The sequence below is a fragment of the Pseudomonas sp. SWRI81 genome (assembly GCF_014268545.1).
In the GTDB taxonomy this organism is placed as follows: domain Bacteria; phylum Pseudomonadota; class Gammaproteobacteria; order Pseudomonadales; family Pseudomonadaceae; genus Aquipseudomonas; species Aquipseudomonas hamedanensis.
The window spans coordinates 1-15,312 of record NZ_JABWQS010000052.1; the positions used below are offsets into that span (position 1 = coordinate 1).

At 60.8% G+C, this 15,312-nt stretch carries 5 protein-coding genes; 2 read left to right on the plus strand and 3 right to left on the minus strand.

Annotated elements, in window-relative coordinates:
• Nucleotides 1–627: transposase (locus HU765_RS23715; RefSeq protein ID WP_186623377.1), on the plus strand; the 627-nt coding region annotated here is incomplete at its 5' end.
• Nucleotides 628–851: 224 nt separating this feature from the next.
• On the opposite strand, the gene nfuA is transcribed toward HU765_RS23715, so the two are convergent.
• Together nfuA and HU765_RS23725 are read right to left on the minus strand one after the other, a co-directional pair.
• Entirely contained in the window at nucleotides 852–1,436 is a 585-nt protein-coding gene (gene nfuA, locus HU765_RS23720) for a Fe-S biogenesis protein NfuA (RefSeq protein ID WP_003225494.1), read from the minus strand.
• A 233-nt stretch (nucleotides 1,437–1,669) separates the two neighbouring features.
• Nucleotides 1,670–3,964 carry a fatty acid cis/trans isomerase gene (locus HU765_RS23725; protein ID WP_186623379.1) on the minus strand — a complete coding sequence of 765 codons (2,295 nt, stop codon included), beginning with the start codon at nucleotides 3,962–3,964 and terminating at the stop codon, nucleotides 1,670–1,672.
• Nucleotides 3,965–4,119: 155 nt separating this feature from the next.
• Between HU765_RS23725 and metH the strand changes: the two genes are divergently transcribed.
• A complete protein-coding gene (gene metH / locus HU765_RS23730; protein WP_186623381.1) occupies nucleotides 4,120–7,830 on the plus strand; it encodes a methionine synthase in 3,711 nt (1,236 codons plus the stop codon).
• Between the two features lie 51 nt (nucleotides 7,831–7,881).
• On the opposite strand, the gene HU765_RS23735 is transcribed toward metH, so the two are convergent.
• On the minus strand, nucleotides 7,882–15,174 hold the full coding sequence (locus tag HU765_RS23735) for a DUF6543 domain-containing protein (protein WP_186623382.1): 7,293 nt from the start codon (nucleotides 15,172–15,174) through the stop codon (nucleotides 7,882–7,884).
• Between the last annotated feature and the right edge of the window lie 138 nt (nucleotides 15,175–15,312).

Consider the following 15,312-nt stretch of genomic DNA (forward strand, 5'->3'; position numbering starts at 1 on the left):
AAAAACGAAGGCGAAGATTTACGCCCTTGGACCCCACCTCCGGCAGTCTACGGCAAGCTGCAAAGCCTTTTACGACGTAGAGCTTCGCTGATACAGGCCAAAACCAGCCTGACCCAGAGCTGGGCAAATGACGCCAGCTTGAAAGCCATGTTCGCGACTTTCATAAAATCTATAGAACGGCTGGATTTACTTGTGCAGAAAAAACTCAAGGAAGTCTTGCGCGAAGCTGGTTTGCTGGAAGAGGTTGCCAGATGCCAGGCCATCGAAGGTATAGGCTTTTTAACTGCAACTGCTTTGGTTACGGCATATAACCGAGGGGACTTTACCAGCGGCGACTCTTATATCGCGTTTTTAGGCATGGACCTGAGAGTGAGTGACTCGGGGCAAAAAAATGGCCGTAGATATTTAACCAAGCGCGGATGTTCGGAGGTGCGTCGATTACTGCATAACGCCGCTATGTCAGCCTGCCGATCAAATGCCTGGAAGGAGTTCTATAACTATCATCGCAGCTGTGGAAAAGCGACTACACAGGTGCTGGTGATGCTCAGCCGCAAACTCGCTCGCATAGCGTTCGCCCTGATGAAAAACCAGAGCGAATATCAATCGAAAGGGGCAGTTATCGCTTGAGGACAACCATAGAATCTCCCACATTTGACCGCATTCCAAATGTGGGAGCGAGCTTGCTCGCGAAGGCATCATTGAAGAAGGTTTGTGGCGAGGGAGCTTGCTCCCGCCTGACTGCAAGGCAGTCACACTCCAGACTATGCCTTTCCACGGTGAAAGGTTTGTCCGGTTTGGGATCGCTGCGCGATCCAGCGGGAGCAAGCTCCCTCGCCACAGGAACGCCTTACTCAGTAGTAGGCGTTTTCTTTTTGCGTGTGGTCAGTCACGTCGCGCACGCCCTTGAGTTCGGGGATACGTTCGAGCAAGGTGCGCTCGATGCCTTCCTTCAGGGTGACATCGGCCTGGCCGCAGCCTTGGCAACCGCCACCGAACTGCAGAACAGCGATGCCGTCTTCAACCACATCGATCAGGCTGACCTGGCCGCCGTGGCTGGCCAGCCCCGGGTTGATTTCGGTTTGCAGGTAATAATTGATGCGCTCGTTGACCGGGCTGTCGGCGTTGACCATCGGGACTTTGGCGTTAGGCGCCTTGATGGTCAGCTGGCCGCCCATGCGGTCGGTGGCGTAGTCGACGACGGCGTCATCGAGAAACGCTTCGCTGAACGAGTCGATGTACGCGGTGAAGCTCTTCAGCCCCAGCGCGGTGTCTTCGGGTTTCTCTTCGCCCGGCTTGCAGTAGGCAATGCAGGTTTCGGCGTACTGGGTGCCAGGCTGGGTGATGAAGACGCGGATGCCGATACCCGGGGTGTTCTGCTTGGAGAGCAGATCGGCCAGGTAATCGTGGGCGGCGTCAGTAATGGTAATAGCGGTCATGGAAACTCCTCGCAGGCTTGGGCGCAGTTTACGCCAATCATTGCGCCGGACAAAGTCCTAGTATTTTTGTCGGGAAAGATTCTCGATAGTTCACCCTGCATCCCCTGTGGGAGCGGGCTTGCTCGCGAAAGCGGTGGCACATTCAAGGCGGAGGTTGCCTGACCGGGCTTCGCGAGCAAGCTCGCTCCTACAAGGTTTGTGCCAATTTTTTCAATGGCAGCAGTAGTAATCGCTCACAGGTTCTCGTACCGATTCATATCCAGCACGCCCTCCTCCACGGGATCGGTCTCATGGAGGTACTGGCTCAAGTCGTGGAAGTAGAACCAGAATTGCGGATGACTGCGACGAATCCCCCAACGCTCGACGATTTTCTCGAAACGGTTGGCGTCTCTGGCGTTTTCCATGGCATCGACGAAGGCCGGCACTTGCTCGGCCGGGACGTTGAACATGAAGTTCGGGTAACTGCTGAGTACGCCGGGATAGATCGTCAACGTGTCCAGTCCCGGCTGATAGCGCAATGATTCGCCGAGCAGGAACGCCACGTTGCTGTGGGCACGATTGCGCATCAGGCTGTAGACCTCGCGTTTGCCGTTAACGGTTTCGACGCGCAGCATCGTTGCTTCCGGCATCTGGTCGATAACCCGCAAGCCGGCGGCAGGACGCGAGGCCAGACGACTCAAGGCCTGCTCGGCATTTTGCAGCGCCGGGTCGATATTCGGTCGTGAGCAATAGGCGCCGTCGCAGCGGTTGATCGGATCCGGCCGGGCATTGAGATCGCCATAGCGCGCCAGCAACTGCCGGGCAAAATCGCGTTTCGGATTTTTATCGTCGAGTTTCAGCCCGGTCGGCTTGTCGTCGTCGATGGCTTCGTAATCGAGCCACATCTTCAATTGCCCGCTGTTCTGATACCAGTCGTTGAGGTAGTCCTCACGGGAATCGGCCGGCATCAGGCGCAGGAAGTTCTGCTCGGCGCCGTTGCGGATCAGGTCGAAATACAACCGCGTCTGCGCCTGATGGGAGACGTTGCCGAACACATCGAAGTTGACCGCCAACTGATAATAGGTGCGTTCCAGCAGCGGATAGTCGAACAGCCACATCGTCTGCGGCACGTCACCGATCAGGCCTTTGGTCACCGACGCACTGTCGAAGTGGCGGAAGATGCTCAGCAGCGCATTGTCGTTGCCAGCCCACAGGGTCGACCAGCTCGGCGCCGGCAGGTCGGCGTAGCTGTCGCGGCGCAGGGCTTCGTATTCGTTGCGCTTGTCGCGGTAATTGCGCCACAGGCTCAAGATGCTGCCAACGTCGTCGTTCTGCCCGGGCATGGCCAGTAACGGCGTGGCCTGGCCGCGATAGTTCGGATCGGTGATGTACAAGTCATGTTCCGGGGCCTGGAACAGCGCCCAGAAATTGTCGCGGATCACATCGGTCGCAATCTGCCCACGACACACCGGCCCGCGAATAAAGGTACGCACAAAATACTCGGCGTTATCGAGCATGAACTGATAGCGCGCCTGCGCCGGGATCGCCTCGAATGTGGCAAACGGATTGGCCCGGCTCTGCGGGCCATAACCCGGCAGCGCGCTGACTTGCCAGTTGCCGCTGTAGAACAGGCTTTTGATCCGCGCCATTTTCGCCGCGCTCAGCGGATAAGTGATGTGCGTCTTGTGCACGATCACCCCTTGCACCGGCCACAAGCGGTAATACACCTGAGTGCCCGGGTCGTCGTTGGGACGACGGGTGGCGATCAGGTCGATCGGCTGGCCGCTCGGCGTGCGCGAACGCACCCACTGGAAATAACGCCCAGGCGCGCCGTCCTTGAAATAGATGTGCGCCAGATACCAGTGCTCGTAGAGCCAGCGGCCCACCAGACTTTGCCGTGCGCCCGGGGCGTTGAGCAGATTTTCCCACTGCACGATCTGCATAGCCTCTTGCGCGCTCGGCGCCAGGTTTTGCTCGTCAATCGGCGCACCGGACGCCAGCCAGCGCTGCAAAGTCTGATATTGCTGATCGGTCAACCCGGTGACGGCCAGCGGCATGCCTTCCTTCGGGTGCGCACCGGCATACGCGTCGAACTCGCCAGGCATCGCGCACAGATTATTGCGGTTGAGCCCCAGAACAATGTCTTGCGGCAACTTGGCGTTCGGCGTTAGCGGCGTTTTGTGACCCAGCTCCAGCATGCGCGCCATCAGTGCGGCCTGGCTGCCTTGGGCATCGAGCACCGAATAGAAGTCTTTCTGCTGCCAGGCGCGTTTGCCAAACGCGTCGTAGAACAGTCGCGTGGTCGGCGCGGCCTGGGTGCGTTCGCCGTCATACACCGGCATCTTGCTCGCGCCACGGGCGGCGCCTTCGCCACTGCCCAGGTTGAGCTGGCAGGCCGAGTCGTAGCAGGCGTGGCACGCGACGCACTTCTCGGTAAAGATCGGTTGGATATCACGGCTGTAGGAAATGGAGGACGAGATCGCAGGATCTTGCGCCGCAACGCCCCCGCTCAGGACCAGCAACAAAAAACTGATGACGCGGTACGGCATGCTGCTGATCCCGATTGTGAAAAAAGGCGGCGATTCTACCGTTATGACGACCGTACCAACATGAGCGATATTCATGCAAAAGCCGAACATGCTCTAAAAGCGCACAGGTTTGTTATGATCCCGTTCCTTCGTAATGGTCTTTCCGAGTAGTCCACATGTCCGATCGCAGCGTCCGCCTTCAAGCTCTCAAGCAAGCCCTCAAAGAGCGCATCCTGATTCTCGACGGCGGGATGGGCACGATGATCCAGAGCTACAAGCTCGAGGAGCAGGATTACCGCGGCAAACGCTTCGCGGACTGGCCAAGCGACGTCAAGGGCAACAACGACCTGCTGGTGATCACCCGTCCCGACGTGATCGGCGGCATCGAAAAAGCCTATCTGGACGCCGGCGCCGACATTCTCGAAACCAACACCTTCAACGCCACGCGCATTTCCATGGCCGACTATGGCATGGAAGAGCTGGCGTATGAGCTAAACGTAGAAGGCGCACGGCTGGCACGCAAGATCGCCGACGCCAAGACTGCCGAGAACCCGGCCAAGCCGCGTTTCGTCGCCGGCGTGCTCGGGCCTACCAGTCGCACCTGCTCGCTGTCGCCTGACGTCAACAACCCCGGCTACCGCAACGTGACCTTCGATGAGCTGGTGGAGAACTACACCGAAGCCACCAAAGGCCTGATCGAGGGCGGCGCCGACCTGATCCTGATCGAGACGATCTTCGACACCCTCAACGCCAAAGCCGCGATTTTCGCCGTGCAGGGCGTGTTCGAAGAGCTGCACATCGAACTGCCGATCATGATTTCCGGGACCATCACCGATGCGTCTGGCCGTACCTTGTCCGGCCAGACCACCGAAGCGTTCTGGAACTCGGTGGCCCACGCCAAGCCAATTTCGGTCGGCCTGAACTGCGCCCTCGGCGCCAGCGAGTTGCGCCCGTACCTGGAAGAGCTGTCGAACAAGGCCAGCACCCACGTTTCCGCGCACCCGAACGCCGGCCTGCCCAACGAATTCGGCGAGTACGACGAACTGCCGGCGCAAACCGCCAAAGTCATCGAAGAGTTCGCCCAGAGCGGCTTCCTCAACATTGTCGGTGGCTGCTGCGGCACCACGCCGGGCCACATCGAAGCCATCGCCAACGCGGTCGCCGGTTATGCGCCACGGCAAATTCCGGACATTCCCAAGGCCTGCCGCCTGTCGGGCCTGGAGCCGTTCACCATCGATCGCAACTCGCTGTTCGTCAACGTCGGCGAGCGCACCAACATCACCGGTTCGGCAAAATTCGCCCGTCTGATCCGTGAAGACAACTACACCGAAGCGCTGGAAGTCGCCCTGCAGCAGGTAGAGGCCGGCGCGCAGGTGATCGACATCAACATGGACGAGGGCATGCTCGATTCGAAGAAGGCCATGGTGACCTTCCTCAATCTGATTGCCGGCGAGCCGGACATCTCGCGCGTGCCGATCATGATCGACTCGTCGAAATGGGAAGTGATCGAAGCCGGCCTCAAGTGCATTCAGGGCAAAGGCATCGTCAACTCGATCAGCATGAAAGAAGGCGTCGAGCAATTCATCCATCACGCCAGACTGTGCAAGCGCTATGGCGCCGCCGTGGTGGTGATGGCGTTCGATGAAGCCGGCCAGGCCGACACCGAGGCGCGCAAAAAGGAAATCTGCAAACGCTCCTACGACATTCTGGTCAACGAAGTCGGCTTCCCGCCGGAAGACATCATCTTCGACCCGAACATCTTCGCCGTCGCCACCGGCATCGAAGAGCACAACAACTATGCCGTGGACTTCATCAATGCCTGTGCCTACATCCGCGACGAACTGCCGTACGCGCTGACGTCCGGCGGTGTGTCCAACGTGTCGTTCTCGTTCCGCGGCAACAACCCGGTGCGCGAGGCGATCCATTCGGTGTTCCTGCTGCACGCCATCCGCGCGGGCCTGACCATGGGCATCGTCAACGCCGGCCAGCTGGAGATCTACGATCAGATCCCGGTCGAGCTGCGCGACGCCGTTGAAGACGTGATCCTCAACCGCACGCCGGAAGGCACCGACGCCCTCCTCGCCATCGCCGACAAGTACAAGGGCGACGGCAGCGTCAAGGAAGCCGAGACCGAAGAGTGGCGCAACTGGGACGTCAACAAGCGTCTGGAGCATGCGCTGGTCAAAGGCATCACCACGCACATCGTCGAGGACACCGAAGAATCGCGCCAGTCGTTCGCCCGTCCGATCGAAGTCATCGAAGGCCCGCTGATGTCCGGCATGAACATCGTCGGTGACCTGTTCGGCGCTGGCAAAATGTTCCTGCCGCAGGTGGTCAAATCCGCCCGGGTGATGAAACAGGCCGTGGCTCACCTGATCCCGTTCATCGAACTGGAAAAAGGCGACAAGCCGGAGGCCAAGGGCAAGATTCTCATGGCGACCGTCAAGGGTGACGTGCACGACATCGGCAAGAACATCGTCGGCGTGGTACTCGGTTGCAACGGCTACGACATCGTCGACCTTGGGGTGATGGTGCCGGCCGAGAAAATTCTGCAGGTCGCCAAAGAGGAGAAATGCGACATCATCGGCCTCTCCGGCCTGATCACGCCATCGCTGGACGAAATGGTCCACGTCGCTCGCGAGATGCAGCGCCAGGATTTCCACCTGCCGCTGATGATTGGTGGCGCAACGACTTCCAAAGCGCACACCGCCGTGAAGATCGAGCCGAAGTACAGCAACGACGCAGTGATCTACGTGACTGACGCCTCGCGCGCCGTGGGCGTGGCAACGCAGTTGCTCTCCAAGGAATTGAAGGCCGGTTTCGTCGAGAAAAACCGTCTGGAATATATTGATGTTCGCGAGCGCACCTCCAACCGCAGCGCGCGCACCGAGCGCCTGAGCTACGCCGCCGCCATCGCCAAGAAACCGCAGTTCGACTGGGCCAGCTACCAGCCGGTCAAACCGACCTTTACCGGCAGCAAAGTGCTGGACAACATCGACCTCAAGGTCCTGGCCGAGTACATCGACTGGACGCCGTTCTTCATTTCCTGGGATCTGGCCGGCAAGTTCCCGCGCATCCTCGAAGACGAAGTGGTCGGTGAAGCCGCCACTGCGCTGTACAAGGACGCCCAGGAGATGCTCGCCAAGCTGATCGACGAGAAGCTGATCAGCGCCCGCGCCGTGTTCGGTTTCTGGCCGGCCAACCAGGTGAACGAAGACGACATCGAGCTGTACGACGATGACGGCAAGCCAATGGCCAAACTGCATCACCTGCGTCAGCAGATCATCAAGACCGACGGCAAACCGAACTTCTGCCTCGCCGACTTCGTCGCGCCGAAGGACAGCGAAATCACCGACTACGTCGGCGGCTTTATCACCACCGCCGGCATCGGTGCCGAAGAAGTCGCCAAGGCCTATCAGGACGCTGGCGACGACTACAACTCGATCATGGTCAAGGCCCTCGCCGACCGTTTGGCCGAGGCCTGTGCCGAATGGCTGCACCAGCAGGTGCGCAAAGAGCATTGGGGTTATGCCAAGGATGAGACGCTGGACAACGATGCACTGATCAAAGAGCAATACCGTGGCATCCGCCCCGCTCCCGGTTACCCGGCCTGCCCGGACCACACCGAGAAAGCCGCGCTGTTCACCCTGCTCGACCCGGAAGCGGCCGAGATGCGCGCCGGGCGCAGCGGCGTGTTCCTCACCGAACACTACGCGATGTTCCCTGCTGCCGCGGTCAGTGGCTGGTACTTCGCCCATCCGCAGGCGCAGTATTTTGCCGTCGGCAAAATCGACAAGGACCAGGTGCAGAGCTACACCTCGCGTAAAGGTCAGGAACTGAGCGTGACCGAACGCTGGCTGGCGCCGAACCTGGGGTACGACAACTGAGGTGTGCCAGGCCCGGGAGCGGCGTGCTCCCGGGCTTGTTCAACGTCGCGCTCACGGGCGCCGTGACGGGCCGGGTTGCGGTGACGACGGGGTTGCCGGTGCTTGCAACTCTGCGCGAGACAGCGTCATGAGCGCCTGCGTACGTGCTTCTGCTCGTTCGATCTGAAACCGCGTCAGCGCTTCAAGGTAACGGCTATTCGTCTCCTCGTTGTCGATCCAGTCCAGATGTGCATCTTCAATTTCTCCCTGACGCCGGGTGGCATCGCGCTCAAGCTCCGCGAACGTTTCGCCGTAGCGCTCCTCCAGATAGCGAATCCAGTAGTCACGGGCGATCAGGTCCTCCAGAAACAGACCCGACGCCTCGTCTGCCAGAACAGCGGCGCGGGCCGTCTCCAGTCTCTGTCCGCGAATCGGCGTGCCATACAGCATATGCTCCGGTTGCGCTGGCAACTCCAGGCCGTCCGGCCAGCCGCGAGCCAATGCGATTCGGTATTGCAGGCGAATTTCCGCGCGGTCTTTGTTTTTCGCGGCGGCTTCCGCCAGCTTGTCGACCCTGTCCAGGCGAAACAGACGTCGCGTCAGATCGACCAGGGCCCGGCCTCGCTGTTCCGGGCGATGCCGCGGAATATCGCGCAGCGCGGTGTACTCGTAAGCCCGTGTTTCCAACTCACTGAACGAGAGGATTCGTCCATCGCTGCAGGTGTAATGGGTCTGGGCGTCGATAAACAACAGCTCGCGCAACTCGGTATTTTCCCCAGCGGCCTGCATGACCTGCCACACCCGTTGAGTCAGATCGGCGCCCGCCAGCTTGAACTCGAGCGTATCCGGTAATCTCGAGAGCAAATGAAAAAATGCTTCATGGTTGGCCTCTTGAGCCAGTTGCCGCCACAGCGTTTGCCGCGCCACTCGCACATCGTCAGGGGCGAGGGTGAGCCAGATGTCCATCGCCGCAGCGCCAACCTCTTGTTGCGGGTTTTCGATGATCTCGCCCGCCTCGACGCCGGCATGCGGGTCAGCGCGCCTGGCGCCGCCCGCTTGGTCGCCATCGCTATCGCTGTCGAGGTCCGAGTCAGAATCGGAACCGGAGGTGCTGTCCGTTTCTTGCAATCGCTCTATTTCACGGTCCAGCTGCGTTCTCGAGTAGCCCATCACGTCACGATCTGCGTTCGCCGCGCTGTAATCCCTGAGCTGCTCCAGGCTGTTGAGCGTCAGCGGGTTTTCCGACAAGTCCGTGCCTGCAACCAGCCCTTCATGGTTGCCGCCCAACAAGCGGTCCGGGAACTGTCGGATGTCGTTGCCCCTCAGGTCCAGGGCGCGCAGATGCTGAAGTTCGAGTACGCCGTCTGGCCAGTCATTCAGACCATTGTGGTCAAGCTTCAAGGTTTCGAGCCTGCGCAACCCGCCCGCTTCGAACTCATCCAATTGGTTATGGCTCAGATCCAGCCAGCGCAGACGCTCGGCACCTGCACTGGCGTACACGCTTCGCGCGTCCGCAAAACTGTTGCCGCTCAGCTCCAGGCGCTCGAGCCTGGCCAGGTTCTGGATGGCGTCCGGCAGCACGCGCAGGACGTTACCGTTGAGAACCAGGCGGGTCACCCCAGGAAAATCACTGCAGAACGCGTTGAAACTCTCTACGGAGAATCCGCAGCCGGTGAGATTCAAGGTGCGCACGCGAGCAAACGCGCTCGACAACGACGGCAAATCCCCGGTGTACAGCCTCGTGAGATCCAGCGTGCGCCCAGCCTCTTGGGTGTCGCCGATCAACCCGTCCTGCCAGCACTCGCGAATTTTCAGCGCGGCGAGCTGACGACTCTGCGCCGACACGGCGGTCGCGCCCGTCACCGGAACCCGGGTAAAAATCCAGCCGTTCAACCGCCGCGTCAGTGACTCAGCGGACTGTGCCCATTGCGTTAAGCGGGCGTCGATCTGCACATCCGTCAGCCCCTCGTTGCGTAGCTGCGCCAGCCATTGCAGTGCCTGATCCCTGGCAATCACCGGATGCAGATCCAGCAGTCGATCGACGAAACTCTCGGCTCCGGGCGCCGCACCAGTCTGGCGAGGCAATGGTAATAAATGCCTGAGGAGAGACCGCGCAGTGTCCGATGGCGGGTCGTTGGCAGGCATCTGCAGCGATACGGATTCCAATTCAAAGCGTTTCAAGGCCCCCTCGGGCAAACCTTTAGTGGTTTCGATACGCTGCCGTGCCGCCGCCAGAGCCGCTCCGCCATCAGGGTTGAAGAGGTTACTGCTCAGGCTGGTCTTGAGCAGCAGCTCATCGTCGGCAAGCACCGATTCCGGCAGTGTCGCGATGCTGTTGTAACGCAGGTCGAGCGACTGCAATTGCGCCAGGCCTTCGGCGCCCGCCGGCCATGCCATGAGGCCGTTGGAGCTTAGATTCAGAGCCTTGAGGCGGGGCATCGCCGTGACGTCGAGGGCCGTAAGTTGATTCAGGCGCGCATTGAGATATTCAAGGCCCTTCAAGCCATTGAACTGGGCCTGAACCGCAGGCGTGACGATGATCCGATTGAACGACAGGTCCAGGCGCGTCAGTTGCGCCAGGTCACCCGCACGGATCGGAACTTCCGTCAGCCCGCTGGCGGTGATCTCCAAGTGCTGCGTGCCGCTGAATGCCTGAAGGAAATCGCGAATCTGCTCGACGGGTACTGTCAGGCGGTCCAGGCGCACGGTCTGTACCTTGGAAAAGGTGCCCGCCGGCAATCGTGGCAGCTCACTGATGGACGGCTCGCCCTGCACCCACGCGGTGTCGCGAAGTTCGAATACGGTGGGATCATCACGGTTGATGCCAGCATTCCACTCCATCGAATTGGCGGGCTGGGCAGCCGGTTCCAGGCTGTAGCGTTTGCGTACGGCCGCGCGCCAGCTTCGCTCCAGTGCACGCACCACCCTGGCGTCAGGTTGCGCCTGCCAGCGCGGTATCGGTAACGCCGTACGCAAGCCGCCGGAGGTTGTGGGTTGATAAAACTGGCGGAAAATCCCGGTATGTTCCGCACGCAAGGCGATAACCGCCTTGAGCCGGGTCGCGGGTGTGTCCCATGCACTCATGATGCTTTGCGGCAACGGGTTGATATGTCCGGACTCGCCCGTCAGAAACTCAAGCTCGCCGGCGCAATATTGGCGAACCATCAAGTCGACATCCACCAGGTGCCCCCATGAGCCCATATATCGGGTGACATACTCATAGGCCGGCCGGAACGTCTCATAGGAAAACCTCGACCAGTCCAGCGACAGGCCCGCCCAGAGTCTTTCCCGACCGATATAGAGCGCATCCGGAATCGAGGCAATCGAGGTCTGCGAAAGGTCAAGTCGTTGTAGCTCGGGAAGCGCTTGCAACGAGTCCGGCCACTGCGCCAGGCCTGGCGCGTCGATCGTGAGTTTTCGCAGGTGCGTCAATGGCGCAAGATCGAGGTTCGCCGACGTTAGCGGACCGGTTCCCGCGTAGTTGAAATGAAGCGTTTCAAGCGCAGTCAGCGCGCCTAGCCGACGGGAAAATTCATTGGCTATCGCCGCGGCAGAGGTCCTGAATTTGAGGCTTCTCAGCGCGGTCATGCGGGTCACTGTCGACGGCAGGTTCGTCAGTGCCTGTTCGTACATCATATGGGAAACAAGCAGACTCCCGCGCTCACCCAGCACCAGTCTTTCCAGATTGGGGAAACGGCTCAGAAAAGCATCGGCATTGGCATCGGTCATCCCACCCCCGCCAACAGTCAAGTCACGTACGTGTGAAAAATCCGCGTCCAGCGCTGGCAAAGGGTCGTAGCTGTTAATGGAAAGCCGATCGGCGCCGGCCGTCTGCGTGGCGATCGGCGCATTGCGCCAGCAATCCTTGAGGGCTTGCGCGGTGCGCAGCTTGTGATCAGTGCCGGATCGTTCCCAAGGTGCTACAGCCGGCCCCGCCCAGGTGTCCAGTGCGGCGTTGAGTTGCACCCATTCCTGCCGGCGGACCTGCAACAGTTCGGCAATTGCTCTGCTGTCCTTGCCCGCCTGCCACTGCTCCAGAATGAAGCCGTTGGCTTGTTGTTCGCTCATGCCCGGATAGAGATCGCGCACCCGTGCGTTGAGGATCGGGTCCAGGCTCGGGCCTCGCCCGCTGGCGGGATAGCCGATCAAGGATTTATTAACCAGGGCAGGCGGCTTGAGCCATTTCGCCTGCGGTTTCAGAAGCGCCGGCGCGTCGCCACGATGCTGACCGGCGTAAGCGATGATCCGGCGTTGCAGCTCAGCCGATTGATTCACCTCTGGCACGCCCAGGCTGCGCCGTGCGCCATCGGGCAACGCGTGCATGACTGAGGCATAAAAGTTGTCGCCCGCTGTCGGCAGGCTGTTGAGCGTTTCGCCACGCTCATCGAACGCCTGAAATTGCGGGCCTTGTTTGATCAGGTATTTTTTCTCCAGCGCCGTCTCGCTGCCGACGCTATCGAGCAGCGCCCCGTGGCGACTGCCCTCGCGAACTTCCAGGCGCAGGTTGTTCGGCCAGCCCGGAAGGTTTTGCAGCGTTTGCAAGGCCAGACGGCGGCTGTCCGCCGAGGCGATATTTTCGCTGCGCAGACCGGCGTAAGCCCGCACTTGTCGGCCTTGGTCGGTATACCAGCGCGCCTTCTCGAGCATGCGCAGCGGGACGCGCCGGGTTGAGCTGAACTGTGCCAGATCATCCGGATGGGCCTGCGCCAGCACCTCCTCGGCCGCCGATTCGCTGAGGCCTGGACAGGCGCTCTGTAAACGCTTGACCTCAGGAGCCATGACTTCGGTGCCCTTGTAGAGGCTGGCAAAAATCGCCGGCTGGCGGACCTGGGCGAAATCGGCAATCTGCTTGCCGAACTCGTCGGCTCGGGCGGCGCGTACGCGCGCGCCTTCTGCACCGAGCAGGCGGGTGATTTCTGGTTCGTCGAGTCCAGCCAGAATGCGCGCCGGCAGCTCGCCGTTGAGGATGTCAGCGCGCGATACCTGGATCGGCGACTTCACGCCCACGCGGCGCTCGGCGCCATAGCGGATGGACTTGCCAGACAACTGCGGCCCGTCAAACACCTCTAGCGCCCGATTGGTCGGCCAGCGCGGCATTTCGGTGACCAGCGGCAACGCATACAACGACAGCGCGTCAACGGGCGTCGTCCCGCGCAATTGTTTGATAACGCTCGCCGTCTCCCTATCGGCCTTGAACAGCCGCAAGGCCTCAGACAGTTCTGGCGGTGGCGGCGCGTGATCGACGTGCATTTTGCGCAAGGCGTCGTCACTGACGCCGCTGACCTCGCCAAGCCGGATCAGCTCGCTGTCAGAAAACGCCTCCGTGGCGTGGCCCACGCGCCGCAACAACGTCAACCGATCCCATTGCAGCGGGCGCTCCAGGTTATGCCGCCAGGCGCCGCGGCCGTTGCTGTCGAGTACCGGCTGCCAGGCGCCGGAATCGCTCGGGTGCTTGATTCGCCACTTGCCCAGCGACTCGTCGAACACTTGTTCGTAGACTTTGCTGCCCTGGCGAATATAGGTTTTGCCATCGATCAGATGCTGCCCCATCTGGTTTGGACCGGCGCTGTTGGCCAATGAAACAGAGGATTCATAAGCGCTCAAGTCGGGCCGCCACAAGCGAGTCTGGCCATCGGGCAGCGTCACCGGCTCGAGCTTTTCAAGCACCGGTTCAGGCCGGGCGGCGCTGAACTTGCGCACCGCGAGACCGACGCCCGCCATCAGCGCAATCTGTGCCAGATTCTCGGCGACATCGAGCAGATGATCCTTGGCCGCCCGGCGATCGCCCTCGCCCCACTCGATCGCGCCTTCAAGGGTCTCGTACAACAACTGGCCGGCCATCACCACCATCATCACCTCACCCAGCACCGGCACGAACATCGACACCATGTTCAGCCCCAGCAGGCCGATCTGAAGCAAATGCGCAAGCTTGGCTTCGCGCGCCTTCACATCGACATCAGCGCTGGGTACCGCGTGGCTGCGAGCGTCGGCCAGCACCTTGGCGCGGCTCTCCTTGTAGAGATACTCCCAGAGGTCCTGATTGCTCGCCCAAAGGCCTCGGCCCCGGTGCAGAAAAGCATTCGGCGCAATGTAAGGGTCAGGCTCCGGTTCCAGTTTCGCCGCTGGCGGCGGTGGTAATTCCCTGATCCGGGTAAAGACCGCGCCGCGGCTCACCAGATCAATGATGGTCCGCCAGGGCGTTCGCCAGTGATCGCTCGGCGAGTCGGCGGCCTTGCGGGTGAATTGGCTGAAGAAATAGGGGCGCTGGTCGTAAGCCAGAAACTGGCTGAGGAAACGCTGATATGCGGTCGGCTCGGCGCTCTTGGCCTGCTCGCCAGTGCGTGCGGTGAGCAGCCGTTTGAACTCCTGCTGATCCTCCGAGCCGCGGTAGCACTTGAAGGGATGCTCGGGGTCATGGGGGATATAAATGATCCATTCATCGGCGTAGCGGTACTTGTCGCTGACGGCGAACACCACGCAGCCGGTCATGCGTTTATTCATCACCGACAAGTCCCTGAACCAGACAGGTTTGTTGCCGACCCGCGGGTTCAATTCGCCGTCGACGACCGAGACGATCATGGCGTAGTGCGCAGGCTCAATGTCTTTTTTCAGCAAGGCCAGCTCGGCAGCAGCACGCATCGCGGCTTTCTGACTACTGATGAACTGTTCGCGCAACGCCGTCTCGGCCACGGCGTCGGTCGGGTGAAAGAATGCTTGCAGGTAGGTCTGGTACTGCCTGCCGATGTCGAGGCTGCGACACAGCGTCAGGAACTGGCTGACCGTCAGCGCAAGCGTCACCGCCTCGTACTCGTGCGGCGCAGTGCCGGCGGTGACGAAACCGGAGGTCGTATGGTAGGCCCCGGCCTCGCATTCGTAGGCTTCAAAGTTATGCAGCGCCGCGTCCAGCATCGAGAGTTTAAGGACCTCGAAGGAAGACAATTCAATGGCGAAAATACCCGCTTCCAGCGGGCGCTTTAGACACAGCAAGGTTTTGTCGACGTCGACTTTCAGTTGAAACTGGTCGTTCAGCGCCTCGAGCAGCAAGGGCCGGGCAAAGGCTTCGATGTCCTGGAACGAGGCCATGATTTTATCCAGCCGGTTCTGCGCGACCACGCTCGCCCGCGTACTGTCATGCAAGGCCTCGCGCTGGGCGGTCGAGGCGCTGCGATACCAGGCTGGCAGTTCCGTGTGGGTATCTTTCAGGGCCTGACGCCGCGAGGTCGACGCTTGGGTCAGCCATTCGGGAATGGCTTTTTCGAGGAATGCGCCGTGCAGGCTTTTCGTTGCAATCGGCTTTACCGGGCTGGCGGGCTGAGCGGGCGACGCAGGCGGCGTCAATGGCGGGTTGGGTGGGATAGCGTCCATGATCACTCCTTTTTTCAATGGAGCGACCAGCAGACCATCTCAGGACACGACGACTGCGGTATCCAGATATCGCATGATCGGGAGTAGGTAACAGGGTGTGTGCCCGCACCGCGGCGAGGAGGAAAGCCGCCTCGCCGC

Bases quoted from the DNA above. Each gene is read 5' to 3' on its own strand.
- nfuA (WP_003225494.1), bottom strand. From the start codon at position 1,436: ATGACCGCTATTACCATTACTGACGCCGCCCACGATTACCTGGCCGAT.
- HU765_RS23725 (WP_186623379.1), bottom strand. From the start codon at position 3,964: ATGCCGTACCGCGTCATCAGTTTTTTGTTGCTGGTCCTGAGCGGGGGC.
- metH (WP_186623381.1), top strand. From the start codon at position 4,120: ATGTCCGATCGCAGCGTCCGCCTTCAAGCTCTCAAGCAAGCCCTCAAA.
- HU765_RS23735 (WP_186623382.1), bottom strand. From the start codon at position 15,174: ATGGACGCTATCCCACCCAACCCGCCATTGACGCCGCCTGCGTCGCCC.